Here is a 25502-nt window from a genome sequence, read left to right on the forward strand (position 1 = left end):
CTATGAAAAGGCTTGCAAAATGGCGTTTGATTTCGTTATTTTCGATTTTAGCGCTTGTACTCTCCGGATGTGGCGAACCGTACCTTTCCACGTTAAAGCCTGCCGGTGAAGTTGCGAAAACGCAATATGATTTAATGAAGTTAAGTACTTTAATCATGGTTGGGGTTATTATTATTGTTGCGATCATTTTCATTTTGATCTTGGTTCGTTTTAAACGAAAGGATGACAGAATCCCAAAACAAGTAGAAGGAAGTCACAAATTAGAAATTATTTGGACTGTTGTGCCGATTCTTTTACTATTGATTCTTGCCGTTCCGACTGTAGCTGCAACCTTTAAACTTGCAGATGTATCACCAATGGACAAGAAAAATACAAAAGCGCTTGTTATTAATGTGCGCTCTCATTTATACTGGTGGGATTTCGAATATCCTGGACAGAAGATTGTAACAAGTCAGGATTTAGTTGTACCTACGAATGAAAAAGTGTACTTTAATTTAAAGTCTACCGATGTTAAACATTCATTTTGGATTCCAGCTGTTGGTGGAAAACTTGATACCAACACTGAAAATATCAATAAATTTTGGTTAGAGTTTGATGATAAACAAGCAAACGAAGCCGGAAATCTTTTCTATGGGAAATGTGCAGAACTTTGTGGACCATCCCATGCATTGATGGACTTTAAAGTAAAAGCAATCAGCAGAGACAAATTTGATGCTTGGGTTGCTTCCATGCAAAATGTTAAGGCACCACAAAAAGCTCAAAGTGCTGTTGCTGCAGAAGGTCAAGAAATTTTTAATAAAAGCTGTATCGGCTGTCATGCCGTAACACCATCAAATAAAATGCCTGAGACTGCACGTCTTGCACCGAATTTATCAGATTTTGGTAATCGTACTCGTGTAGCAGGTGTTTTAGATCATAATAAAGAAGAGTTGAAAAATTGGATCCGTAACCCGGAAACATACAAACCAGGTAACATGATGACAGGAAAATACCCTGAAATGTCTGAAGAACAGCTTGATTCGTTAGCAGAATATTTAATGGGCTTAAAGGTTCAGTAATAAAAGGGGAATTGGTTGAAAGGGAGGTAAAATTGTGAGTACCTATGCTCAAAAAAAGGGATTTGGGGCAACTTTATGGGACTTTTTAACAACAGTTGACCATAAAAAAATCGCTATCCTATATCTCATTGCAGGTGGATTTTTCTTCTTAGTGGGCGGACTTGAGGCAATATTTATCCGCATCCAACTTGCAGTGCCGAATAATGACTTTGTTAGTGCCGGATTATTTAATGAAATTATAACAATGCATGGAACAACAATGATTTTCCTTGCTGCAATGCCGCTTGTATTTGCATTTATGAATGCGGTAATGCCATTACAAATTGGAGCACGCGACGTTGCGTTTCCATTTGTAAATGCTTTAGGATTTTGGTTATTCTTCTTTGGAGGAATATTTCTAAACCTTTCATGGTTCTTAGGTGGAGCTCCTGATGCAGGTTGGACATCTTATGCGTCACTTGCACTTCACTCAAAAGGTCATGGTGTAGACTTTTATATCTTAGGTTTACAGATATCTGGTATTGGAACCTTGATTGGTGGTATTAACTTCCTTGTTACCATCATTAACATGCGTGCTCCAGGTATGACATATATGAGAATGCCTTTGTTTACTTGGACTACATTTGTTACTTCTGCACTGATTTTGTTCGCATTTCCTCCATTAACAGTTGGTTTAGTTCTAATGATGTTTGACCGATTGTTTGGTGCGAATTTCTTTGATGTTACATTAGGTGGAAATACCGTAATTTGGGAACATCTATTCTGGATATTCGGTCACCCAGAAGTATATATATTAATACTTCCGGCATTCGGGATTTTTTCGGAGATTTTCCCAATTTTCTCAAGAAAGCGTTTATTCGGATACTCTTCCATGGTTTTTGCAACTGTATTAATTGGTTTCCTAGGCTTCATGGTATGGGCTCACCATATGTTTACAACTGGTTTAGGACCTGTAGCTAATGCCATTTTCGCAGTAGCTACTATGGCAATTGGTGTACCGACAGGAATTAAAATATTTAACTGGCTTTTAACAATGTGGGGAGGAAGTGTAAAATTTACCACTCCTATGCATTGGGCGATGGCGTTTATTCCATCATTTCTTGCTGGTGGGGTAACAGGGGTAATGCTTGCCTCCGCAGCAGCAGACTATCAATACCATGATACCTATTTCGTTGTTGCGCACTTCCATTACGTTATTGTTGGTGGTGTAGTATTTGCAGTCTTTGCAGGCACACATCTTTATTGGCCAAAAATGTTTGGAACAATGTTGAGTGAAGCTTTAGGTAAAATTACTTTCTGGTTGTTCTTTATCGGGTTCCATTTAACATTCTTTATTCAACATTTCTTAGGTTTATGGGGAATGCCGCGACGCGTATTCACATACCTTCCTGGTCAAGGATTTGACAGTGCCAATATGGTTAGTTCTATAGGAGCTGCGTTTATGGGCTTAGGTGTTATTGTAATGTTATATAACATCATCATAACATCTGTGAAAAATGTTAAAGTTGGTAATGATCCATGGGGAGATGGAAGAACACTAGAATGGGCAATCCCTTCACCACCACCGTTCTATAATTTTAAGCAACTTCCACTTGTTCGTGGGTTGGATGCGTATTGGTTAGAAAAAATGGATGGTAAAAAAGGAATGACTCCTGCTGAGCCGCTTGGTGACATTCATATGCCTAATTCATCTTTCTTACCGTTTATGATGGCTTTAGGATTATTCATTGCTGCTTTTGGTGCAATGTATCATGTTAATGATAAGGCTTGGGCTTTACCAGTAATGATTATTGGATTATTAGTAACGTTTGGTTCCATGTTCTTACGTTCAGTAAAAGATGATCATGGATTCCATATTCACAAAGAGGACTTAATGGATGACGATGATAAGGGGGTTAAGGCATAATGCACGCTGATGAAAAATTTACTTATGAAACATGGCCTGCTGCGCCGGAAAAATCAACCCTTGAATCAAAAAATAAATTTTTAGGTTTTTGGTTTTTCCTAGGGGGAGAGACAGTTCTTTTTGCCTCCCTCTTTGCCACATACCTTGCATTAAAGGATAAAGTTCCAAGTTCAAGTCATCCTTTAGCAAAGGATCTATTTGAATTACCGTTAACATTTGTTGCGACAATGCTCCTCTTAACCAGCTCATTAACAAGTGTATACGCAATGTATCATATGAAGAACTTTGCCTTCAAAAAAATGATGGTCTGGCTTGGTCTTACTGCTCTGTTAGGTGCAGGGTTCTTAGGACTAGAGGTTTACGAATTTACCCATTATGTCCATGAAGGGCATACATTTACAAGCAGTGCTTTCGGATCTGCCTTCTATACACTAGTTGGTTTCCACGGGGGCCACGTTGCTTTTGGTTTACTTTGGTGTTTAACATTGATGTTTAGAAATTCTAAACGTGGCTTAGACCTCTACAACGCTCCAAAATTCTATGTGTTTAGTTTATACTGGCATTTTATCGATGTTGTTTGGGTATTTATCTTTACAGTAGTATATTTAATGGGAATGGTGGGATAAACTGATGGCTAATCAACAATTAAATTCAGGTAACCCAAGAGTAGACATTGAATATCGTCGCAGGAAAAATGCAGAAGAAATGAGATATCAGTTAGTTTCTTTTGCCTTAATGATTTTCTTAACATTAATTGCTTTTGCAGCTGTATATATTAAAGGGTTTACTTCGTGGTTTACTGTACCGTTTATTATTCTATTAGCAGTTGTTCAAGTTATTTTCCAACTATATTATTTCATGCATATGAGCCATAAAGGGCATGAAGCTCCATCACTCTTTTTATACTCAGGTGTGTTGGTTGGAGCTATAACTATACTTGCCTTTTCTACAATTATTTGGTGGTAATATGTTCAAAAAAAGAAAATCGGCTAATAGCCGATTTTCTTTTTTAAGAGCAAAATTATGGAAGGTTACATTTCTTTGCTTATCGTTTTGACCAAGGGTATAATAGAGTCAATAATTCTTTTAATTCAAAAAGAGGTGATTTGGGTGCTTACTTTAGATATATTTGGTTTTAAAGCACTTTGGAGCCCGTACTTTTTACTAATCTTAATCGTAGTTACTGCAGGATATTTTGTACTTACAACAAAATATAGAAACTGGTTTCCAGATAGTGAGCCCTTAACGAAAACACAAGGTAGTTTGTTTCTATTATCAATCATCCTACTTTATGCCATTAAGGGATCACCAATCGATTTATTAGCTCACCTTATGTTTTGGGTTCATATGATTCAAATGGCTGCTTTAGTATTGGTGGTACCACCTATATTAATTATAAGTATTCCAAATTGGGTGTGGAGGAAATTTTTTAGCATTAGCATAGTCAATTCTGTCTTTAGGGTTTTAACAAAGCCACTAATTGCATTGATCGTTTTTAATGGCTTATTTTCCTTTTATCACGTACCAATTATTTTCGACCATGTCATGCAAAATGGTTGGCTGCATGCTATTTATTCTATCCTATTATTTGTTGTTGCAACTTTCATGTGGTGGCCTTTACTTAATCAATTGCCAGAGCATGAGACATTAAGTGGACTAAAAAAGGTTGGTTATATTTTTGCAGATGGTATACTGTTAACACCTGCTTGTGCCTTAATTATCTTTGCAGATACACCAATGTATGCGACCTATTCTGATCCTCAAGTTTGGGGGCAAGTAATGAGTTTATGTGTCGGTTCTGCGAACTTTGATAGCTTGAATTTAAGTGGTCCCGAGCTTTTTAGTTCGATGTCATTACTTCATGATCAGCAGCTTGGCGGCGTATTAATGAAAATTATTCAAGAAATCATATATGGAGTCATTCTTGGCCATGTTTTCTTTGAATGGTATCGTAAAGATCAAGCTGATACCGAACAAGAAACGAAGCAGCAGCTAAATCCTTTGCTCATAAAATAATCTCCCATACTCTTGGGAGATTTTTTATTAATGAGAGGATATTTTTATGTTAATCCGTTGAATTGTTAGGGGAGTTGAACTACTATTATTGTAGAATAAAAGAAAAGAGAGGGCATGGAATGAACTCCTTACCGATTTTACCTACTATCAGTACTACATTTATTGTATTAAGTGCTATTACCGTTGCCATTGGTTGGTGGCAAATAGCACAAAGGAAGATTGAATCTCACAAAAAAACTATGTTGTTGGCTGCTATTTTTGCTGTGATATTTTTTATCATTTATGCTTCACGGACAATCTTTATTGGGAACACGTCGTTCGGTGGGCCAGAAAATATTAAAATTTATTACACCATATTTTTAATCTTTCATATAACACTTGCGACAACAGGAGCTGGGTTCGGTATTGCCTCAATCTTGACCGGATACAAAAACAAGCTTTCTATCCATCGTAAACTCGGCCCGATTACTAGTCTCATTTGGTTTTTCACTGCGATCACAGGAGTTGCCGTATACCTACTGCTTTATGTATTTTATCAAGGCGGAGAGACAACTTCGATGATTAAAGCAATCCTAGGACTGTAAAATAAGGTCCTTGCAACTTCAAAATAAAAAAGACGCATGACTCCCATGCGTCTTTTTTACTTTTATTTTATAGAGCAAATTTACTTACTTCGGCTTTAACAGCATCAAGAATTTTTTTACATTGATTTACAAGTGAGGTAGGGAAATTTTCACCTTCACCATACTCCACACCATGCGGATAATAATGTTTACCTAAAAGCGGGGTCATTAATTGAATAGTTGCTTTATCAGCACCAATATCACCTTCTATCGCATGTCCGCGAACGCGCAGGTAAAATACCCCTTCTTTTAATTCAAACTTGCGGTCATATGTAACACGTTCGTAGTCCCATTGCCCCTCGCGCACTAAACCGTGATCTAACATGACTTCATCTAGTCGGTTTAAGTCAGCCTTTAACTTTTCAATCTCAGTATTCTCGAATTTCATAAATTATCCCTCCTAAAAACGATACCATTACCCCAATGTTTCTTTTATCAGTAAAGCATTTATAATTCAATTTTAATAATAGTTGAAAATCAAGCAACTTGCAATGAATAGATTCGAGCGAATAAAACATTATTGGTTGGAAAACCTAGAATAATGATAAGAGGTAATAATTATATCATGGGGGTAAGAAAATGGAAAATATCAGGGATATTATGTCGGAAGACGTTGAAAGTTGTACATTATTGGATAATGTATATGAAGTCGCTTTAAAAATGAAAGAGTTAAATGTAGGTGCTATCCCGATTCTTGACCAGGACAAGCTTGTGGGTATGATAACAGACCGTGATATTGTCGTAAGAGGTGTTGCAGAAAAACATCCTGGGTCTACAAAGGTAGAAGATATTATGAGTAATCAACTGATTACCGTCACACCTGATTCTACAAGCAAGGAAGCAGCAAAATTAATGGCAGAACATCAAATCCGCCGATTGCCTGTGGTAGAAGGAGATAAATTAGTTGGAATTGTTTCACTAGGTGATTTCGCCATCCGAGAATTAACTGATGATCAGGCAAAAGTGGCCTTAACCGAAATATCTGAACAAAACTTTAATAGTGCACAACACTAAGAATTATTATTTGAAAAAAATAGTCTAATCATAATTAAACAGGTACTCATTGTACCTGTTTTCTTTTAATCAGTTCATATATCTGATATTTATGATAATGACTATTATTATTCAAGTCATAAATGATATAATAATTTTATCTATACATATAATGATAGAAAAAGTTCCAGAGAGGGTGAAAGCCTCTGCGTATATTGTCAAAAATTTTAATCATTTCAGCGGTTTTCTTAACCATCGGTTTTTATGTTAGTATAAACGAAAATAATGAAAGTACAATTTTAATTAAAGAAAATAATACTTCAGAAATAAAAGAACAAAACATAACACAAAGCCCAGTGAATAAACCTAGTAAAAAAATTATCTCAGAAAAACCAAATGAAGGTTTGGCTTTATTAATTGGGAAAAATGAAGAGGATTTGGAAAAGGACCTCGGTAGACCTTCACGGATTGATGAATCAATGTATGGTTATCAGTGGTATATTTATAATCAAAACCCTAAAGGCTATTTACAAGTGGGTGTAGAAAATAAGCGTATTGTTTCGATTTTTGCCATTGGTCAGAATTTAGATGTAGCACCATTTGAAATCGGACAACCAGTCGAGGAAATTTTTAATACTCACTATATTGATACGAATATTAATCTCGAATTCAACGGAAATTCTTATCGCTTTGAACTAAATGATACGGATCTAAATCTTCGGCCGATGGTGCAATTGGGTGATATTTTTGTTCAACTATATATTGATAAGTTTACCGGAAATCTCTCAAGTGTTCGTTTCTTAGATGCACCTACACTAATCAAACAGCGTCCCTATGAACTTGTTTATAATGGTGTCCTAATTCAGGCACCTGAGCCTAGCGAGGAAATGCAGCGTGAAATTGAAGAAGACACCGAACAAGAGATATTTGACATAACCAATGTTTTAAGAGCAAGAAATAAATTAAAGATTTTAGAGTGGGACGAAAATACGGCTAATGCAGCGTTTCAACACAGTAAGGACATGTCAGAAAACAATGACTTCTCGCATACCTCTAAGAAATTTGGAGACCTTGCCAAGAGATTAAAAACAGCTGAAGTAGTGTATAAGTCTGCTGGTGAGAATATCGCGGCAAATTATACCGATGGTCCTGCTGTGGTGGAAGGTTGGCTCAATAGTAAAGGTCATCGTGAGGCACTTTTAAATAAGGACTATTCACATCTTGGAGTCGGAGTATTTGAAAAATACTATACACAAAATTTTATTCAAAAAACTGAACAATAAAAAAGGTGACGACAAGGTCACCTTTTTTCGCTTATATATTCGTTAAATAAAAATTTGTTATGCTCCCACTTACCATATACTCTTATGACTTCTCCTACTTTAAAGGAAACTTTCTGAAAGTCTTTTGTGAGGGGCGTAATCTTTTGGACTGTAATTAATTTTGTTTCTGTTTGCAGTCTTAATGACTGAACATGAATGTAACGGTGATAATAAAACCGTTGCTTCTCCTCTATGATGCTTTTAATTTCTCCAGTTAAGATTGCTTCATGCTGGACGTTACCAGCATTAGCCCACTTAGAATCATTCTCCTTCATCTCTTTTTTTGTAAGCCAATAAAAGTAAAGGCAAATAATTGGAATAACAATGGCGGTGACCATTATGAATCCAACTCCTCCGGTCATTATTTGCTAATGATAAAGAATGTACCGGTTGCATAGGCCATTTTTTTGCCGTCACTCCGGTAGGCTTCCCCTGAAATAACCATTGTTTTGCTGCCCTTATGGACTATTTCCGCTTTACAACGAAGTGTTTCTCCAATACCAGGCGCTATGTAATGGATATTTAATTGATTGGTAACAGCCCCAAATCCTTTTGGCAAATAATAATTAGCCAAACTACCCATCGCAGTGTCAAGAACGGTAGCGGTTATCCCTCCATGGATGATATCTAAATTATTATTAAGAAAAGGGTGAATGGGAATGGTAATTTCGCAAGTATTCTCTTCGAATTTCCTGTCCATTTGAAGAATCCCGTCAATATAGGTACTGCGGTTTTGATTAATTTTTTGTTTAAGTCCATTTAAAAGGTAGGTAAGTGAACTGAGATCTGCTTCTGAACCATTTTCGATACATGTTTCTAATAATTGTCGTAATTCATCTTTCATTTGAGATACCTCTTTCAATTCTTATTCTTCTGACATCTTATCATTTACAGAAAAAATATTAAATATATTTATCCTGCGAGGTTCTTTCACATTTTGAATGAACTTTCATATTGTATTATTGGCAGTAATATGGGTTGAGGTGAGAAAAATGACACAAAAACAATTACACCCTACCGTTATACAATTTAAAGAATTTGTTAAAAACAATCCTAAACTTGTCCAGGAAGTACGGAGGGGGAAGGCAACCTGGCAGGAGTTATATGAAGAGTGGTATTTGTTAGGGGAAGAGGATACTCGCTGGGAAACGATTGGATCTAGTGATGAATCTGCTGCTGAAGAAGTAAGCTCAGAATCAAAAAGTGATTGGATGTCGACAATTATGGGGATGGTTAAGAAAATGGATCCGAATCAGATGCAACACCATATCAATAACTTAAGTCAGGCCCTCGGAGCGGTCCAAGGTGTACTTTCACAATTTCAAGGAAACAATGCAGCGGGAGGGCCAGCAAAACCACAAGAAGGACCAAAACATCCCTTTTTGTTTAGAAAAGACTGATAGGAAGGGGCTTTAATTCATGCGAAGAGATGTCCTTGAATATATTGAAAGTCAGAAGGATTTAAAGCAGTTTATCCGCGAACAACCCATTTGGTATCGAAAGCTATCAAGAAATCCATATGATTTACAAGCACTTGAAATTGAGTCGTTACACTATTATAAAAAGACCATTCCGGACCAAGTGAACAAATTTACAAATAGTGTGCAGATGGCGTCCATGATGTATCATATGTTTCAAGCTATGAAAAATCAAAATTAACCAAAATCCACATGTTTTATTTGTGGATTTTTTGTTTGTATTTTCGGATTAAGACTAAAAAATGAAATGGAGGCGAACAATACAAGCAAAAGAAGGAGTGGATCAAATTGAAAAAGCAGTTACCGCGCGTAGTACTTATTATCTTATTGATTGGAATTCTTTCTGGATTTAATAATGTCATACCAAGAGCTGAAATGCCATCGCTATATGTGAACCACCAAGTCAAAGGGGAAACAGTATTAATTAATTGTATTGTTTCAGGAATTAGTTTTCGAGAAACTGACCATTCAAAGAAAAAGTTGGGTAAGCTCGTTATTTGGATTGATGGTAAGAAAAAATCAGAAGTTAATGCGGCAGCATTTATCATTAAAGGGCTATCCCCGGGCAGCCATAGGGTTAAACTTGAAGTTGTCGATTTAAACAATCAACCGTATGGAATGGAAAAAGAATTTATGGTAAATATCACTAGATAAACTGTATTTTTCGCATTACTAACACTTTCATGTTAAAATATCTGTGGAGGTGGGCGTAATCGTGCTTGCTACATTAGAAAGAGTCGAATTATTGGAACAAGCTGAGCAACTAGCAAAAATGGTTTTAGAATCTGAAATAGCAGAACAATATCAAATTTGTTTATATAAATTGCAAAACAATAGGGAATCACAGCGTAAAATAAATCGTTTTGTTAGTCTAAAGGAATTATATGATGAGGTTCAACGCTTTGGAAAATACCATCCTGATTATAAAAAGGTAATGACCCAAATCCGCGAAAGTAAAAGAGAAATGGATTTGGATCCACTAGTAGCGGAATTTAAATTGGCAGAAAATGACCTACAAGATCTTCTAGATGCAATAAGCATCATCGTAGGAGGCGCTGTCTCAGAACATATAAAAGTCCCAACTGGCAACCAGTTTTTCGAAACAAATTCCAACCATAGCAGCGGTTGTGGCGGTGGAGGAAGTTGTGGGTGTGGATGAGAAAATCAGCTAATGTTAGCTGGTTTTTTTCGTTAGATTACAGTGAATATTTTTTTACTTCCATTTAATATTGATAAGAATTAAAGTTTGAATTGAAATGAAGCGTTTTAATATGCTAGACTTAGTTAAAATGATGGTTCTGTTGAAGGGGAAATAGTATGTTTGTTCAAAGACAAGGATTGGTGGTTTGGCTTTACTCTTTAAAACAAGCTAAAATGCTTAGACGCTTCGGAAATGTACATTATGTTTCAAAAAAGCTGAAATATGTTGTACTGTATTGTAATCAACAAGAAGTAGATGAGATTATGGAAAAGTTGAATTCTTTTTCGTTTGTAAAAAAAGTAGAACCTTCATATAAACCATTCTTAAGAATGGAGTATGAAAATTCAGCTCCAGATAAAGCAAAAGAATATGATTATAAAATGGGTATTTAAAAAGGTGAGGGAATATAGTCCCTCACCTTTTCTTATTGTCCAGCTCCAGCGCCCTAGCGGCTAGTGTCCTTCGCTCTCCGCCCTACGATAAGTCAACATCGAATCGCCTACGGCTCTTCGTGTTTCCTTTATCTCAGTTGGAGTGCTCCAGGCCAAACGCCGCTGTACAGGGCGCTTGCGCTTTTCTTATTGAAGTGGAAGTAAATAATGATTGAGCCTGAGAATACCAATTAAGTATTGGTAATATAGTTCCTTTTCGTAAAATGTGGAAGATGGCTTTACCGATAGTTCGTGCATTTGTTTATTGTACGCAGCAGCGGTTTGGGCAAAAAGGTCATACCTTTTATTAGGACAATAATTTGGATTCGGTATGCCCTCACGACAAATATAAAGAGGTTGGAACTTTCCTGGGTCAGTAGGTTTTAAAATAACGACCAAGGAAGTCAGTTCCTTACCCTCAATCTTTGTGTGAAGTGCAAGCAGATGTTGAAGACGGTGCTGATTGGCATTTATAAGTTCTAGTAATTCATATAAATCTGAATATCCCTCACCTAATTCAATAAAACGCTGGATCAATTAAAACGCTCCTTTATAATGGATCAATTCTTCAATACTTTATCACTTATAACGGATTTTTTGAATAAAAAGCAAAAAAAAAACCTGCAGAACTTTCTGCAGGGTCCTTCTACATCCTCATAAAGGATAGAAGGCAAAGGGAGAGGAGAAACCGGAGGAAGAACTTATGGGGAAACGTAAGTCTTCTCCGCGGTTGGCAACAACATCCTCGAATTGATGTTGTTAATTACATTATTACCACAACCCAAAAGCTTATACGTGTTTTATGATAAAATTTCGAGATATAACAATCTTTGTTGTACTTCAATAAAATAAATAAGATATCATCCACAGAAATTGTCTAGTTTTTATAAAATATGGTAGGATGTATTAAGAAATTATTTCTGAAAAAAATGTGGTGATAGGTAAGTGAGAGTGGTTTCAGGCAGTTGTAAAGGAAGACCTCTAAAAGCAGTTCCAGGGAATACGACAAGGCCGACTACAGATAAGGTCAAAGAAGCTTTATTTAATATGATTGGTCCTTATTTTGATGGCGGGATTGGTTTGGACCTATTTGCTGGGAGCGGTGGATTAGGATTAGAAGCACTTAGCAGAGGATTAGAAAAAGTTATTTTCATTGACCGTGAGTCCAGGGCCATTCAAGTAATTCATGAAAATATAAAAGCTTGTAAATTTGAGGATCAAGCAGAGGTTTATCGCAATGATGCCGATAGAGCATTAAAGGCTCTCATAAAAAGGGATATTTGCTTTGATTACATATTTTTAGATCCGCCATACAAAAAACAACAACTAGTCAGTTTAATGGAAAAAATGGATAAACAGGATATAGTAAAATCCAATGGAATCGTTGTCTGTGAACACAGCTTTGATGTTGAATTACCGAAGGCAGTAGGACGATTTAGCCAAATAAAACATGAGAAGTATGGGATAATTGCGGTAACCATTTATATTCGAACAGATATTGAGTAAGGGGGAATCAATTTGACGAAAATAGCCGTTTGTCCAGGAAGTTTTGATCCAATTACATTTGGCCATTTAGATATTATTAGAAGAGGTGCCAAAGTATTTGATACCGTTTATGTGAGCGTTTTAAACAATTCATCTAAAAATCCGTTATTCACTGTTGAAGAGCGAATAAATCTAATCAAGGCTGTAACAAAAGATCTTCCAAATGTTAAAGTAGATGTCCATTCAGGCTTGCTTGTTGATTATGCAAAGGCTGTTAATGCTAATGCTATAATCCGTGGATTGCGGGCAGTTTCGGACTTTGAGTACGAAATGCAAATTACTTCGATGAATAGAGTGCTGAATGATGATATTGAAACCTTTTTTATCATGACGAATAATCAATTTTCCTTCTTAAGTTCAAGTATTGTAAAAGAAGTAGCAAAGTATAATGGGGATATTTCCACACTGGTTCCTCCAATTGTAGAAAAAGAATTGCAGAAGAAATTCAAGTCATAAATAAAAAAGAGCTAACTAGCTCTTTTTTTAATGTTTTTTTATACGGGAAAATAAAATAAGCACATACAATAACAGGGAGAGAATGGTGATAACCGGCCCAACTACAATCATCTTATGATAAAGGTAGTCTGCCCATGATCCATCCTCGAAAAAACTAACTGGCAAGGCATTTGAAGGCTGTTCATTCCCATTAAAGCGCAAATAAACAGGCTTCCACAGGATCAATGCAAACAAACTTGCGAAAATACCTTGAAGAATTCTCGCCATAAAAAATGGTTTAAATCTGATATCTGTTTGTGCCAGAATACTTGCAACTTGGGCTTGGACACTAAAACCACTAAAGGCTAAGATAAAGCTGGTAATCATCGCTTTTTGTAAAAGTGTTGCATCTGGATTTTGACTAGTTAGTTGACTGCCTAAAGTAATCTCAAATAAACCTGAAATAAACGGAATACTTAACATTTCTGGGAAGGACAGCGCAGATAGCAGCACCTCAACAGATTTTGCTAATGTGGCCGTGATATGTAAATGATAAAGTATTTTGTTTATCACAGAGAAGAGAATGATAAACCCGCCAACCATTAATAAGGTTTGTATGGATGAATTAACGGCATCCCCAAGTAGTTTTCCAATTGGTCGATTATCTTTTAATCTCGTTTGATGCAAAGCTGATAAAGCGGAACGGATTTTGAACTTCTTCCTTTTCGTTGTGATTTCTTCGGGTGATTCATTTCCATAAAAGCGCATGATTAACCCAACACAAATATTTCCTAAATAATGAGATAGTGCAAGGATAACCCCTAAATGTGGATTATAGAAAAATCCTACCGAAACAGCCCCAAAAATAAATAATGGATTCGATGAATTTGTGAAAGAAACAAGTCTCTCAGCTTCAATTCGTGTTAACTGGCCTTCTTCTCTTAATCTTGCCGTGAACTTTGCTCCAGAAGGAAATCCGGATGCCATACCCATTGCCCAAACAAATCCGCCTACACCAGGAACTTTAAAAAGGGGTCTCATTAACGGTTCCAATAATACACCAATAAATTTTACAACTCCGAAGCCAATTAACATTTCAGAAACAATAAAAAATGGTAACAAAGATGGAAAAACAATTTCCCACCACATATTTAGGCCGCGAATGGATGCATCTAAGGACTCTTGCGGATAAAATATTAGAGAGACTGCTAGAATGGTGACGGATATGGATAAAAATAGTGTTTTTAATTTCGACCGAAACAATGAAGGGGCCTCCTCCCGAGGGAATCGTTGAACTGTGCAATCAATTAAATGAATGGTAAAATAAAGAAACATTCCATCCTGACTTGTCCTCATATAACTCAAATATACTCATAGAACGTTTATTTAGACCATAAGATTGAACGAGATTTCACTTTTACAAGGAAGGGATTCGTTAAGTCCGTCTAATAAGAAATATTATTTTGGTTAGGTATTGATTGGAGGTCTACAATTTATGGAGCACCCTAAAATAGGCTTGGCGCTTGGTTCAGGAGGTGCACGCGGGTTTGCTCATTTAGGTGTCATTAAGGCCTTGATAGACGCTGGAATACCGATTCATCTGATTGCAGGAAGCAGCATGGGAGCACTAGTTGCTAGTTTTTACGGTGCTGGTATTGATATGGATCGGTTATATAAACTGTCCACTGCCTTTAAGAGGAAGTACTTTTTAGACTTTACAGTTCCAAAAATGGGCTTTATTTCAGGTAAAAAGGTAAAAGAATTTATTAAGGTATTTACCCACGGAAAAAATATTGAGGAACTCTCGATTCCAATTGGAATCGTCGCTACTGATTTATTGACGGGGGAAAAGGTGGTATTTAAAACGGGTTCTGTTGCAGATGCTGTTCGGGCAAGCATTTCGATACCCGGAATTTTTGTGCCCGAAAAATATAATGGCAGAATCCTTGTAGATGGTGGCGTATCTGATCGTGTTCCTGTTTCTGTCGCTAAAGAGATGGGAGCAGATATCGTTATCGCAGTAGATGTTTCCAGGGTAAAGCGTAATGCCGAGATTACCTCTATTTTTGATGTCATCATGCAGAGTATAGATATTATGCAAGCAGAAATAATTAACAATCGGGAAATTGCTGCAAGTGTAATGATTCGTCCCCCTGTCGAAATTTATAGTTCACGAGCCTTCACAAATATTGAGGAGATTATTAATATAGGTGAGGCAGAAGCAAAAAAACACTTAACGCAAATAAAAACCGTGATTGAACAGTGGAAGGGGTAAAAATTGCGATGCGCAAAAAAATATATATAGGGTCTGCACTAGTTATTACGATTATTTTTGTTTGGGGAATGTTTTATTCATTGCCATATTATGTCTCCAAACCGGGAATGGCTAAGGAACTGGGACCAATCATCACTGTTGAAGGCGGCGATAAGGACGAAGGGAATTTTATGCTTACGACGGTTAGAATGGGTAGAGCTAATATATTTTCTTATATAGAAGCAAAGGTGAGAAAATATGAGGAGCTCTATCCACTTGAGATGATATTAAATAAAAAAGAAACCGAGGAAGAATACAATGTACGACAGCTCCATCTTATGGCGGGTTCGAAATTAAATGCAATAGAGGTAGCCTATCGAAAAGCGGGGTTGCCTGTTAAATACAAATATAAGGGGATTTATGTGGTCCAAGTGATTCCTGATATGCCTGCATACGGGAAACTTTTAGCGGGTGATCGAATTTTTAAAGTGGATGGGAAGCAATTGCCTTCCTCTGAAAATTTTATTGATTACGTGAGTAGTAAACATGCGGGTGACAAGGTAGAATTAACCTATTTACGAAATAAAAGTACAAAGACTGTCACATTAAAACTTCAGGCTTTTAAAGAAAATCCTCAAAAGGTTGGAATTGGGATTTCGCTCGTTGATGATAAAGAAATAATGGTTGATCCAAAAGTTAAGGTAAAGACGGATGAAATTGGCGGACCTTCCGCAGGATTCATGTTTTCATTAGAAATCTATAACCAGTTGACAGACGGTGACTTGACAAAAGGGTATCAGATAGCAGGTACAGGGACCATTGAAGTGGATGGGACGGTTGGTCCTATAGGGGGAATTGAACAAAAAATTGTTGCAGCGGACAAGGCAGGCGCAGAAATCTTTTTAGCCCCTAATGAAAAAGGAATAAAGAATTCCAATTACCGGGATGCAGTAAAGACCGCCCGTGAGATAAAAACTAATATGAAAATTGTTCCTATTGATACTTTTGACGAAGCTGTTAGCTATTTAGAAAATCTAAAGGAAAAATAAAAAAGATGGTGCGCATGCATCATCTTTTTGCATTATTTAATATAAATTGGCGGCTGCTGATATTCTTGATGGATCATTTTATTTTTTAAATGGTTAGGGAGCCCAAGTGAATAAACCCTTGCTGCTTTAATATCTAGGTTAATCTCTTTTCCTTTATAAGAAGAAAGTTTCGATATTAGGGGGAGATTGAGATGAGACTTGTTTTTATTTAGATAATCCTTGCCCCTTGTGGTCATACCGAGAAGTCTTAAATAAGAGGCTTTTTCTGAAATCATTGCCATGTCCTCTTTTTTCGAATTAGTTAAAATATGAACACATAACCTTTGAAGCCTTGTCCAAGTATAACGTTTCGTTTTAATTTTCTGCATAAACTCAAGAAAAGTATCAGACTCTCGTGCTGTAGAGAGAAGTCTGTTTTCAATCCCTTCTTCCATCTCATATAGTTCTCTCAGTTCTTCTGGGCTCGCATGAATTAAACGAAATTGAAGGTAACTCCAATAGTTTTCCCATTGGTGAAATACTTGATATGATTGTAAATATTCTTTTAGCAATTGTTTGGTCGGATTTGGTACATATTGGTCAATAGCAGATTTTCCATCGCCGCCAGCAAAGATGGCTTTCCTGATACTGGTTGCACTTGCTATCGTTGCAGAGGTAAAATCTTGATCATGGTAGTTAGCATTTTTTCGAGGAATCGTCATTGGGATGACACTCGACTTTTGTTGTTTTATAGCTTTTATGTATTCGAGTCCAAGAATATTATTTGGCTTAGCTAAATCCAAATATTTATCCGAATCTGGCAATTGCCCAAAAGCAAGGGATAAAGCTTTCGGATAACTGACACCAGTGTCTAGGTACTGTTTTATGTTTTCATTAAATGGATGATGCTTCTCTTCTAAGTATTCAATTGTTTGAAGGAAATCCGATATGTCTCCGCTTTCACTCCCGAAACAGAGGCAATGAGTGCCCACTGCATCCAACATTGACACCGCACCATTTGCAAAGGTTTCCGCTTTCTGAGTTGCGAAGCAATATGGTAGTTCAAAAACAATATCTACACCATTAAGCAATGCCATTTTTGTCCGCTGCCATTTGGAGACAAGTGCAGGTTCCCCGCGCTGTAAAAAATTACCGCTCATTACTGCAATGACAACATCAGCTTCTGCTGCTTCCTTAGATGCCTGTAAATGATAGGCATGCCCATTGTGAAAAGGGTTGTATTCCACGATTAATCCAACTGCTCTCATTCATACTCTCCTTATAACCTGAAATTCTCGTGTGCTTCCGCTTTTCTTACCATTATAGCAATATTTTAAGGAAACCAATCAAATTATATGGTAAGATATTAAAGATGTTTGCAAAAGGCGTATCTGGTTAAACTAGTATAGAAAACAGATAGGTGCATTTTGCTCTTTTAATCATCTGACGGGGTGTAAAGAAAAAACATTGACAAAAAATTTATCGAAGGCTATAATTACCTTTGTTGCCTTGGGGTGATTCAATTGAAATGGACATTAAGTCAATTACAAAAATATCGAAACAAGGAATTTATTATTGATGAGATAGTTCGTGTGGATGAGGTCAAGCAAGATGATCCAACCATCCGGGAAGTTTCTCCGATGCATATTACAGGTCGGGGAGATATCGATTCAACAAAAGTAACATTCCATTTAAAAATCGAAGGTTACTTAATACTTCCATGTTCTCGTACTTTAGTGGATGTTAAACTTCCAATTAATGTCGAAACAACTGAAACGTTTCTCTTACAAGGTTCAGTTTATGAAACTGAAGAGGAAGCATATCAAGTGAAAGGTGAAGTGATTGATGTTATGCCAATCCTTCGAGAGATTCTTTTACTTGAGGTACCAATGCAAGTTTTTTGCGAAGATGTTAATCGTGAAGATGCTGCTCCACAATCTGGCAAGGATTGGGAAGTTGTACATGGAGAAGATCAATCTAAAAAAATTGATCCGAGACTTGCAGGTCTCGCAAAGTTTTTCGATGAAAACAATTCTTCTTCGTAAATTAAATCGACAAATCTAAGAAGCAAAGTGAAGACCCAGCATTCCTGGCCTTCATTACTTTCTTAATACTCTTTAAGGAGGTGGGAAGAATGGCTGTACCTTTTAGAAGGACTTCTAAAACTGCAAAAAGAAAACGTCGTACTCATTTTAAATTAAACGTACCTGGTATGGTAAGCTGCCCAAACTGTGGTGAAATGAAACTTTCACACCGTGTATGTAAAGCTTGCGGAACATACAAAGGAAAAGATGTAGTGAACGACTAATTTTAAGGTAAGATATAAAGCACAAGGGATTATTTCCCTTGTGCTTTTGTCGTTTCTTTGATTTATACATACTCATTTTTGCGAAAATAATAATGAAGGGGCGTGTTGTAGGTTGTCGTACAAGATTGAAAAACGTGATATGGGTTATTTGGTATTTACTATTACTAGAAGTGAAAAAAGAAATGCTATTAATTTTGACGTCATGGAAGGATTGGCTGAAGCGATAAAAAGATCTTTTCACCCTGATATAAAGGCGCTTGTTATTACTGGAGAAGATGATCGTGCTTTTTGTTCAGGTGGAGACTTATCTGTTTTTCATTCCCTTCGCACGAAGGAAGAGGCTTATGGGATGCTCTCAAAAATGGCAAATATCCTTTATTCGCTGCTTACTTTGCCTATTCCGACTGTTGCTCTCATTAATGGAACAGCAATTGGCGGCGGTTGTGAACTTGCAGCTGCCTGCGATTATCGCTTAGCAAGAGAAGGTATATTGGCAGGGTTTGTCCAAGGGAAGCAAGCGATAACAACGGGATGGGGCGGCGGTTCAATTTTAGCAGAAAAGCTGCCTGCTTCCATTGCAATGAAGCTTTTAATGGAAGCAGAACTCCAAACTGCCTCATATTTAATGGAAATTGGGTTTATTAACTCACTATATACTGATCACTCTCTTCAGGCTTGTGAAACATTCCTTGGACAGATGATATCTAACGATGTAAGTGTACTAAAATCCTATAAAAGGATTTGGATTAGAAAGTGGGAAGAAACCAAACTGCGTGAAAGAATAGAGGAAGAGATTAGAAATTGTGCGATTCTTTGGGAAAGCGATATCCATCATGAATATGTAAATGCGTTTATACGAAAAAACAATGAATAAAGATGAAAAACACAGGGCTTGATTAAGTCTATCTTTTCTAGTAGATGCATATGTATTATAAAAACACTAGGAGGGATGATTTGATGTCACCGACTCGACAAGATGCATGGTCCCAAGATGAAGACTTGTTGCTTGCTGAGGTTGTGTTACGACACATCCGGGAAGGCGGGACGCAACTGCAAGCATTCGAAGAAGTAGGGAGGCAGCTTACACGGACTTCAGCGGCCTGTGGCTTTCGTTGGAACTCGTTTGTTAGAAAACAGTATAAATCGGGCATCGAGCTAGCTAAAAATCAGCGTAAAGAGTTGAAAAAACAGCCAGTACCGAATGAAGAAGAAACATATGAAGAACCAGTTAACGTAGAAGCTGTTCCTTCAGTTCCTACACCAACAGGAAATGAGCAGGGAAGCACGATTACATTTACGGCGGTGATTCATTTTTTAGAGGGACTCCAACAAAAAGCACAAGCCTCATCCAACAATGAAGCGGAACGGAAGAAATCGAATGAAAAAATCAAAGAGTTGGAAAAAAAGGCATACTATTTGGCTGCAGAAAACGAAAGATTATCTAAAAATTTAAAAGCAATCGAAGAGGATTATCGTTCATTAATTGAAATTATGGAAAGAGCTCGGAAAATGGTAGTTCTTCAGGATGAGGACCGACAACAAAAAGTAAAATTTCAAATGGACAAAAATGGTAATCTTGAAAGAGTAGAAAAGTAGAAAAAGCGGACCCAATGTCCGCTTTTTCATTTGTATTAATTATGTTGTTGTGCCTCTACGCCTGAAGGGTACCAAACCAATGGATTTTCGCCACGGTCACGCTCCGTATCGTAATCTACATTCGCAAAGCCCATCTTTTCCCAAAAATCTCTTGATTGTACTCTTGGATTCGTCTTAATCGGGAGACCAAAGCTTTTCGCAAATTCGACAAGCGCCTTGCCATAACCCTTACCTTGATAATCGGGCAATACCTCAAGTTTCCATAACTCTAAGTAATTTTGCGGTGGATAGAAATAGCGGTCAAACTTTGCATCAATTTGGTATAAACTCATTCGAGCTACTAATTTGTCTCCAAAATAAATTCCGTAAAAAGGTGAGTCACTATTATTATCAACCATATTTGCTTCAAGATCTTCAAGCATTGATAATTCTTGAATCCCATATTCTTTAAATTTTTTAAACTCTTCTAGTGTTTTAAAATTTACCTTGAGTCTTTCCACTTTTACTGCCATAGTCAACCTCCTAAATATGATTACTCATAATCTTGTATATATTCGTTTGCTCTTGAATAACATGAAATGAAATAATTTTAGCATTTTTCAATTGAATCACTTTCATTATATAACAAAAACTCAAAAAATTCTTCACATAAACTTGGAAAGCGTTTTCAAAATTTTGCAGGAAATTTAGAGAATCGTGTAGAAACATATAAATGGTGGAATAAAAGGGGTACGAAAGGGGAAAAATTGTGCAAAAAATTTTAATTGCTAATCGAGGAGAAATTGCCCTTCGGATTATTCGAACCTGTCAGGAGATGGGGATTGAAACAATTGCTATTTATTCCGAAGCTGATAAGGATATGCCCTTTGTAAAAGCAGCAACGATGGCTTTCTGTGTTGGGGAACCCCCTGTAAACAAATCCTATTTACAAGTTGATAAAATTTTAGAAATAGCAAAACGAGAGAAAGTAGATGCAATTCACCCAGGTTACGGCTTTTTATCTGAAAATGCTGCATTTGCTAAACGAGCAATGGAGGAAGGCATTATCTTTATCGGCCCGAACCCGGCAACAATTGAATTAATGGGTGATAAAATTATTTCGCGTCGAACGATGGAAAAAGCGGGCGTCCCGGTCGTTCCAGGCAGTGGCTACGGTTTAAAAACCAGTGAGGAAGCAATTGCTCTTGCAGATACAATCGGCTTCCCTGTCATGCTGAAGGCAAGCGGCGGCGGCGGCGGGATTGGAATGGTATATTGTGAAGATGAGCAAGCGCTCGTTAAGTCTTTTGCTCAGACAAAAGCAAGAGCAATGACCTATTTTGGCTCTGACGAAGTCTTTATCGAGAAATATATCAAAGATGCAAGACACGTCGAAGTCCAGGTGTTTGGAGACAGCCATGGAAATATCGTTCACCTGTTTGAAAGAAATTGTTCTATTCAAAGAAGACATCAAAAAGTAATTGAGGAATCTCCGTCACCTAATTTATCGGACCATTCTCGAAACAAGATGTTTCAAACAGCCTTACAGGCGGCTAGTGCTGTTAATTATACAAATGCAGGGACAATTGAATTTATTGTTGATGAGAAGGAAAATTTTTATTTTCTAGAAATGAACACCCGCCTCCAGGTTGAACATCCGGTGACTGAAATGATAACTGGTCTCGATTTAGTGAAATGGCAAATCCTCATCTCTCGTGGTGAACGGTTACCATTGCTCCAAGATGAAATCACTTTGTCAGGTCACGCCATTGAATTTAGGCTTTATGCTGAAGACCCTGTTCGCTTTTTCCCGTCGCCAGGTAAAATCAGCATGCTTGATTGGAAGCATTCAGCGGGAGTGAGAATTGATTCAGGTTATGATGAAGGAGGAACGGTTACACCGTTCTATGATCCAATGGTTGCGAAAATTATTATTCACAATGAAACACGTGAAAAAGCATTAGAAGAAGCGGTTCGCTTCTTTAAAGACCTGAAAATCGAAGGAATTAATACAAATGCACCACTTTTTCATAATGTACTAACAGATTATGACTTTCAAAAGGGGAAGTACAACACAAGCTTTTTAACAAAAAAATTAGTGAACTAAGGGGAGAATGAAGATGAAAGAAATAACAGCAAGCATGGCAGGTACAGTTTTAAATATATTTGCAGCAAAAGGGAATCAAGTTCAACTTGGTCAGGAAGTCGTGATGCTTGAATCTATGAAAATGGAAATTCCGATTGAAAGCAATTCAGAAGGTTTAGTAATAGATGTAAAAGTAAACATTGGTGATTTCGTTAATGAAGGCGACGTATTAATCGTCCTAGAATAAAAGTTTTGAGGGGTGAAAATTATGGCTGTAACCAATACATTGAATGAGCAATTAAATGAGAACCGTAAAATAATTGAAGCTGGTGGACATCCAAAATATCATGAGAAGGCAAAAGAGCAAAAAAAGTTGTTTGTTCGTGAACGTCTTGCCTTATTGTTCGATGAAGGTAAATACGAAGAAGATGGTAAATTTGCCAATTTTCAAGCTGGTGATCTTCCTGCAGATGGTGTTGTCACGGCGATTGGAAAAATAAATGGTCAAACGGTTTGTGTCATGGCAAATGATTCAACCATCAAGGCAGGTTCATGGGGAGCAAGAACTGTTGAAAAGATTATTCGTATTCAAGAAGTTGCCGAAAAACTAAAGGTTCCATTATTCTACCTTGTAGATTCAGCAGGGGCTAGAATAACAGATCAATTAGAGATGTTTCCAAATCGCCGCGGGGCAGGAAGAATCTTCTACAATCAAGTGAAACTATCTGGGATGATTCCACAGGTATGTATTTTGTTTGGCCCTTCCGCAGCTGGTGGTGCATACATTCCTGCCTTTTGTGATATCGTCATCATGGTCGACCAAAATGCTTCTATGTATTTGGGGTCACCAAGGATGGCTGAAAAGGTAATCGGTGAAAAGGTAACTCTTGAGGAAATGGGCGGTGCAAGAATGCATTGTTCAGTCTCAGGCTGTGGGGATATTCTCGCTTATAGCGAAGAGGAAGCAATTGAATCAGCAAAAAAATATATCAGCTACTTCCCAGCAAGCTTTAAAGAAAAACCAAAGATGACACCTGGTGTAGAAGCGAAACAAGGCCGCGAACTGGAAGCGATTATCCCAGAAAACCAAAACGCTCCGTTTGATATGTATGAATGTATTGATAGACTTGTGGACAATGCAAGTTTTTATGAAATTAAAAAATTGTTTGCCCCTGAATTGATAACGGGGTTAGCAAGAATCGATGGTAGACCGATTGGAATTATTGCTAATCAGCCGAAAGTGAAAGGCGGTGTTTTATTTGTAGATTCCGCAGATAAAGCAGCGAAATTCATTCAACTCTGCGATGCCTTTCATATTCCACTTTTATTTTTGGCAGATGTACCTGGTTTCATGATTGGAACTAAGGTGGAGCGTGCGGGCATTATCCGTCATGGGGCCAAGTTAATTGCAGCGATGAGTTCAGCCACGGTTCCGAAAATTTCTGTCATTGTTCGAAAAGCCTATGGTGCTGGTCTATATGCTATGGCTGGCCCAGCTTTTGAGCCGGATTGCTGTATCGCTTTACCAACCGCACAAATTGCTGTTATGGGTCCAGAAGCAGCAGTCAATGCTGTTTATTCGAACAAAATTAATCAAATTGAAGACCCGAAAGAAAAAATAGCTTTTGTCCAAGAAAAGCATAAGGAATACAAAGAACATATCGACATTTATAAGTTAGCATCAGAATTAATTGTTGATGAAATTGTCGCACCAACAGAATTACGAAATGTTCTGATTCAACGCTTTGCCTATTATGAAACTAAGGAATTAAATTTTAGCACACGTAAGCATCCGGTATACCCCGTCTAACTTTATTAGCCCTATTCGGTGTTTGTCGAATAGGGTTTAATTTTTTTTCAAATTCTTAGTAACAAACTATCGGCAGCTTCTGATAGAATATGGGTAAAGACGACTAAAAAAGAGGGGTTACCATGAGGGTTGGAATTATTGGGGCTGGGTCAATTGGCCTGTTATTCGCAGCATATTTTAGTAGAATATTAGATGTTACGATATACACTAGAACCCCAGAACAAGCAACAGAGATAAATAAATATGGAATTGTGCTGAAGAAAAAAGGAGAACAAACGATATCCCCAATGAAGGCTTTGCCAATAAACGAATGGAAGGGAAATGAGGATCTTACCATCATTTCCGTTAAGCAATATCAACTTCAGCCAATTATTGAAAGAATTAATCAGTTGCCCATTCTTCCTAACAATCTCTTATTTTTACAGAATGGTATGGGCCATTTAAAACAGCTTGAAACCATCCCGCTCACTAATATTTTTGTTGGTTCAGTTGAGCACGGTGCTCTGAAAGAAAATTCAAATACCGTTTCCCATAATGGTGAAGCTGTAACAAAAGTTGCCGTATTTAAAGGGGACCCATCACTTTTGTTTGAATGCATCTCTTTAGCGCCATTGGAATTTCCACTTGTTTTTAAAGAGGATTATTTTACAATGCTGCTGAGTAAACTAGTTGTCAATGCCGTTATTAATCCATTAACTGCCATCCTCGAGGTGGAAAATGGCAAATTAATAAATAATGAATACTATTTTCAGGTCCTAAAAAATTTATATTCCGAGGTATCTTCGATTTTAAATATAGAAAATACAGAAGAACAGTTGCGGCAAATTATTACTATCTGTAAAAATACTTCTGCTAACCGTTCCTCCATGCTTAAAGATTTAGAAGCGCACAGAATGACAGAAGTGGATTCAATATTGGGGTATATTTTAGAAGAGGCTGAACATAAAGGTTTGAAAGCTCCACAAGTGGCGAACCTATATTATTTAATTAAAGGGAAAGAAATGATAAAGGAGGAATACGTTTGATTACTTTTCTATCCTATTTCATCTCTATTTTCTTTGCCATCCCATTTTTAGGATTTCTATTTGTTTTTATGGTAATGAAACTCGTGACAAAAAACACTCGAAAGGCAGTTCATATGTCACTAGATTCTACAACATTTTTATTTATTATATCCGTTCATTTTTTAATTGTTACTATATGGGAAAAATCATATTTTTGGTTAATAATATTAATAATGATTTTAATTGCGATGATTTTTGTGTTGGTTCATTGGAAAGTAAAAGAAGAAATTATTTTAAAAAAAGTGATAAAGGGTTTTTGGCGTTTTAATTTTCTCCTTTTTCTTCTTGCTTACCTCACCTTAACATTTTATGGATTAATTCATCGAGCATTGATTTTTACTTTTACCAACTGAAATATAAGCCAAAGTT

The 25502-nt window shown here is 36.9% G+C and carries 33 protein-coding genes; 26 read left to right on the forward strand and 7 right to left on the reverse strand.

Features of this window, described 5'->3' with window-relative positions:
- The first annotated feature begins 2 nt into the window (after window positions 1–2).
- The 6 genes from coxB (at window position 3) to BR30_RS0118835 (ending at window position 5564) form a co-directional block, all read left to right on the forward strand.
- A complete protein-coding gene (gene coxB, locus BR30_RS0118810) occupies window positions 3–1058 on the forward strand; it encodes a cytochrome c oxidase subunit II (protein ID WP_026566333.1) in 1056 nt (351 codons plus the stop codon).
- A 34-nt stretch (window positions 1059–1092) separates the two neighbouring features.
- Complete coding sequence (gene ctaD, locus BR30_RS0118815; protein ID WP_026566334.1) at window positions 1093–2964, forward strand: cytochrome c oxidase subunit I; 1872 nt, start codon at window positions 1093–1095, stop codon at window positions 2962–2964.
- A complete protein-coding gene (locus tag BR30_RS0118820; RefSeq protein ID WP_026566335.1) occupies window positions 2964–3590 on the forward strand; it encodes a cytochrome (ubi)quinol oxidase subunit III in 627 nt (208 codons plus the stop codon). The genes ctaD and BR30_RS0118820 overlap by 1 nt, the downstream gene beginning before the upstream one ends.
- 4 nt (window positions 3591–3594) lie before the next feature.
- Complete coding sequence (gene ctaF, locus BR30_RS0118825) at window positions 3595–3930, forward strand: cytochrome c oxidase subunit IVB (protein ID WP_026566336.1); 336 nt, start codon at window positions 3595–3597, stop codon at window positions 3928–3930.
- A gap of 144 nt (window positions 3931–4074) precedes the next feature.
- On the forward strand, window positions 4075–4980 hold the full coding sequence (ctaG, locus tag BR30_RS0118830; protein WP_026566337.1) for a cytochrome c oxidase assembly factor CtaG: 906 nt from the start codon (window positions 4075–4077) through the stop codon (window positions 4978–4980).
- 119 nt (window positions 4981–5099) lie between these two features.
- A complete protein-coding gene (locus tag BR30_RS0118835; protein ID WP_026566338.1) occupies window positions 5100–5564 on the forward strand; it encodes a DUF420 domain-containing protein in 465 nt (154 codons plus the stop codon).
- A gap of 67 nt (window positions 5565–5631) precedes the next feature.
- Here BR30_RS0118835 and BR30_RS0118840 read toward each other — a convergent pair whose 3' ends face one another.
- The gene (locus tag BR30_RS0118840) at window positions 5632–5991 is read right to left on the reverse strand and encodes a YugN family protein (RefSeq protein ID WP_026566339.1); all 360 of its coding nucleotides are present in this window, start codon (window positions 5989–5991) and stop codon (window positions 5632–5634) included.
- A 191-nt stretch (window positions 5992–6182) separates the two neighbouring features.
- Between BR30_RS0118840 and BR30_RS0118845 the strand changes: the two genes are divergently transcribed.
- Together BR30_RS0118845 and BR30_RS0118850 are read left to right on the forward strand one after the other, a co-directional pair.
- On the forward strand, window positions 6183–6617 hold the full coding sequence (locus BR30_RS0118845; RefSeq protein WP_026566340.1) for a CBS domain-containing protein: 435 nt from the start codon (window positions 6183–6185) through the stop codon (window positions 6615–6617).
- A gap of 194 nt (window positions 6618–6811) precedes the next feature.
- A complete protein-coding gene (locus tag BR30_RS0118850; RefSeq protein WP_231507750.1) occupies window positions 6812–7879 on the forward strand; it encodes a CAP domain-containing protein in 1068 nt (355 codons plus the stop codon).
- 17 nt (window positions 7880–7896) lie between these two features.
- Here the strand turns inward: BR30_RS0118850 and BR30_RS0118855 are convergent, their stop codons facing one another.
- Together BR30_RS0118855 and BR30_RS0118860 are read right to left on the reverse strand one after the other, a co-directional pair.
- Window positions 7897–8256 carry a hypothetical protein gene (locus BR30_RS0118855; protein ID WP_026566342.1) on the reverse strand — a complete coding sequence of 120 codons (360 nt, stop codon included), beginning with the start codon at window positions 8254–8256 and terminating at the stop codon, window positions 7897–7899.
- A 23-nt stretch (window positions 8257–8279) separates the two neighbouring features.
- Entirely contained in the window at window positions 8280–8762 is a 483-nt protein-coding gene (locus BR30_RS0118860) for a PaaI family thioesterase (protein WP_026566343.1), read from the reverse strand.
- A gap of 148 nt (window positions 8763–8910) precedes the next feature.
- Here BR30_RS0118860 and BR30_RS0118865 point away from each other — a divergent pair, with 148 nt between their 5' ends.
- The 5 genes from BR30_RS0118865 to BR30_RS0118885 all read left to right on the forward strand — a co-directional run bounded on the left by BR30_RS0118865 (window position 8911) and on the right by BR30_RS0118885 (window position 10989).
- Window positions 8911–9318 (forward strand): YlbD family protein, encoded by a 408-nt coding sequence (locus BR30_RS0118865; RefSeq protein ID WP_026566344.1) that lies wholly within the window; start codon window positions 8911–8913, stop codon window positions 9316–9318.
- Window positions 9319–9337: 19 nt separating this feature from the next.
- A complete protein-coding gene (locus tag BR30_RS0118870) occupies window positions 9338–9577 on the forward strand; it encodes a YlbE-like family protein (RefSeq protein ID WP_026566345.1) in 240 nt (79 codons plus the stop codon).
- 107 nt (window positions 9578–9684) lie between these two features.
- Entirely contained in the window at window positions 9685–10050 is a 366-nt protein-coding gene (locus BR30_RS33960; protein ID WP_051633680.1) for a hypothetical protein, read from the forward strand.
- A gap of 61 nt (window positions 10051–10111) precedes the next feature.
- Window positions 10112–10555 (forward strand): YlbF/YmcA family competence regulator, encoded by a 444-nt coding sequence (locus BR30_RS0118880; protein WP_026566346.1) that lies wholly within the window; start codon window positions 10112–10114, stop codon window positions 10553–10555.
- 158 nt (window positions 10556–10713) lie between these two features.
- On the forward strand, window positions 10714–10989 hold the full coding sequence (locus tag BR30_RS0118885) for a YlbG family protein (RefSeq protein ID WP_026566347.1): 276 nt from the start codon (window positions 10714–10716) through the stop codon (window positions 10987–10989).
- 186 nt (window positions 10990–11175) lie between these two features.
- Here BR30_RS0118885 and BR30_RS0118890 read toward each other — a convergent pair whose 3' ends face one another.
- Window positions 11176–11565: a DUF7147 family protein gene (locus BR30_RS0118890; protein WP_026566348.1), complete on the reverse strand. Its 390-nt coding sequence runs from the start codon at window positions 11563–11565 to the stop codon at window positions 11176–11178.
- A gap of 408 nt (window positions 11566–11973) precedes the next feature.
- On the opposite strand from BR30_RS0118890, the gene rsmD reads away from it, so the two are divergent.
- Together rsmD and coaD are read left to right on the forward strand one after the other, a co-directional pair.
- Window positions 11974–12534 carry a 16S rRNA (guanine(966)-N(2))-methyltransferase RsmD gene (gene rsmD, locus BR30_RS0118895; RefSeq protein ID WP_026566349.1) on the forward strand — a complete coding sequence of 187 codons (561 nt, stop codon included), beginning with the start codon at window positions 11974–11976 and terminating at the stop codon, window positions 12532–12534.
- 12 nt (window positions 12535–12546) lie between these two features.
- Complete coding sequence (gene coaD, locus BR30_RS0118900; protein ID WP_026566350.1) at window positions 12547–13029, forward strand: pantetheine-phosphate adenylyltransferase; 483 nt, start codon at window positions 12547–12549, stop codon at window positions 13027–13029.
- Between the two features lie 27 nt (window positions 13030–13056).
- Here coaD and ylbJ read toward each other — a convergent pair whose 3' ends face one another.
- Window positions 13057–14271, reverse strand: coding sequence for a sporulation integral membrane protein YlbJ (gene ylbJ, locus BR30_RS0118905; protein WP_026566351.1), 1215 nt, complete (start codon window positions 14269–14271; stop codon window positions 13057–13059).
- A 232-nt stretch (window positions 14272–14503) separates the two neighbouring features.
- Here ylbJ and BR30_RS0118910 point away from each other — a divergent pair, with 232 nt between their 5' ends.
- Together BR30_RS0118910 and BR30_RS0118915 are read left to right on the forward strand one after the other, a co-directional pair.
- Entirely contained in the window at window positions 14504–15283 is a 780-nt protein-coding gene (locus BR30_RS0118910; protein ID WP_026566352.1) for a patatin-like phospholipase family protein, read from the forward strand.
- Window positions 15284–15291: 8 nt separating this feature from the next.
- Complete coding sequence (locus tag BR30_RS0118915; RefSeq protein ID WP_026566353.1) at window positions 15292–16311, forward strand: SepM family pheromone-processing serine protease; 1020 nt, start codon at window positions 15292–15294, stop codon at window positions 16309–16311.
- A gap of 32 nt (window positions 16312–16343) precedes the next feature.
- On the opposite strand, the gene BR30_RS0118920 is transcribed toward BR30_RS0118915, so the two are convergent.
- Window positions 16344–17558 (reverse strand): nucleotidyltransferase, encoded by a 1215-nt coding sequence (locus BR30_RS0118920; RefSeq protein WP_026566354.1) that lies wholly within the window; start codon window positions 17556–17558, stop codon window positions 16344–16346.
- Between the two features lie 255 nt (window positions 17559–17813).
- Between BR30_RS0118920 and BR30_RS0118925 the strand changes: the two genes are divergently transcribed.
- The 4 genes from BR30_RS0118925 to BR30_RS0118940 all read left to right on the forward strand — a co-directional run bounded on the left by BR30_RS0118925 (window position 17814) and on the right by BR30_RS0118940 (window position 20194).
- Complete coding sequence (locus BR30_RS0118925) at window positions 17814–18335, forward strand: YceD family protein (protein WP_026566355.1); 522 nt, start codon at window positions 17814–17816, stop codon at window positions 18333–18335.
- An 89-nt stretch (window positions 18336–18424) separates the two neighbouring features.
- The gene (gene rpmF, locus BR30_RS0118930; RefSeq protein ID WP_026566356.1) at window positions 18425–18598 is read left to right on the forward strand and encodes a 50S ribosomal protein L32; all 174 of its coding nucleotides are present in this window, start codon (window positions 18425–18427) and stop codon (window positions 18596–18598) included.
- 112 nt (window positions 18599–18710) lie between these two features.
- Entirely contained in the window at window positions 18711–19472 is a 762-nt protein-coding gene (locus BR30_RS0118935; RefSeq protein ID WP_026566357.1) for an enoyl-CoA hydratase/isomerase family protein, read from the forward strand.
- 83 nt (window positions 19473–19555) lie between these two features.
- Complete coding sequence (locus BR30_RS0118940) at window positions 19556–20194, forward strand: RsfA family transcriptional regulator (protein ID WP_026566358.1); 639 nt, start codon at window positions 19556–19558, stop codon at window positions 20192–20194.
- Between the two features lie 35 nt (window positions 20195–20229).
- Here the strand turns inward: BR30_RS0118940 and BR30_RS0118945 are convergent, their stop codons facing one another.
- Window positions 20230–20706, reverse strand: coding sequence for an N-acetyltransferase (locus BR30_RS0118945; protein WP_026566359.1), 477 nt, complete (start codon window positions 20704–20706; stop codon window positions 20230–20232).
- A gap of 236 nt (window positions 20707–20942) precedes the next feature.
- Here BR30_RS0118945 and BR30_RS0118950 point away from each other — a divergent pair, with 236 nt between their 5' ends.
- The 5 genes from BR30_RS0118950 to BR30_RS0118970 all read left to right on the forward strand — a co-directional run bounded on the left by BR30_RS0118950 (window position 20943) and on the right by BR30_RS0118970 (window position 25486).
- Window positions 20943–22280: an acetyl-CoA carboxylase biotin carboxylase subunit gene (locus tag BR30_RS0118950; RefSeq protein ID WP_026566360.1), complete on the forward strand. Its 1338-nt coding sequence runs from the start codon at window positions 20943–20945 to the stop codon at window positions 22278–22280.
- A 13-nt stretch (window positions 22281–22293) separates the two neighbouring features.
- Window positions 22294–22506: a biotin/lipoyl-containing protein gene (locus tag BR30_RS0118955; protein WP_026566361.1), complete on the forward strand. Its 213-nt coding sequence runs from the start codon at window positions 22294–22296 to the stop codon at window positions 22504–22506.
- Between the two features lie 21 nt (window positions 22507–22527).
- Entirely contained in the window at window positions 22528–24069 is a 1542-nt protein-coding gene (locus BR30_RS0118960) for an acyl-CoA carboxylase subunit beta (RefSeq protein ID WP_026566362.1), read from the forward strand.
- Window positions 24070–24191: 122 nt separating this feature from the next.
- Window positions 24192–25094, forward strand: coding sequence for a 2-dehydropantoate 2-reductase (locus tag BR30_RS0118965; protein ID WP_026566363.1), 903 nt, complete (start codon window positions 24192–24194; stop codon window positions 25092–25094).
- Window positions 25091–25486, forward strand: a complete 396-nt coding sequence (locus tag BR30_RS0118970; protein WP_026566364.1) for a DUF3397 family protein — start codon at window positions 25091–25093, stop codon at window positions 25484–25486. The genes BR30_RS0118965 and BR30_RS0118970 overlap by 4 nt, the downstream gene beginning before the upstream one ends.
- Window positions 25487–25502: the final 16 nt, after the last annotated feature.

Source organism: Bacillus sp. UNC41MFS5 (assembly GCF_000686805.1).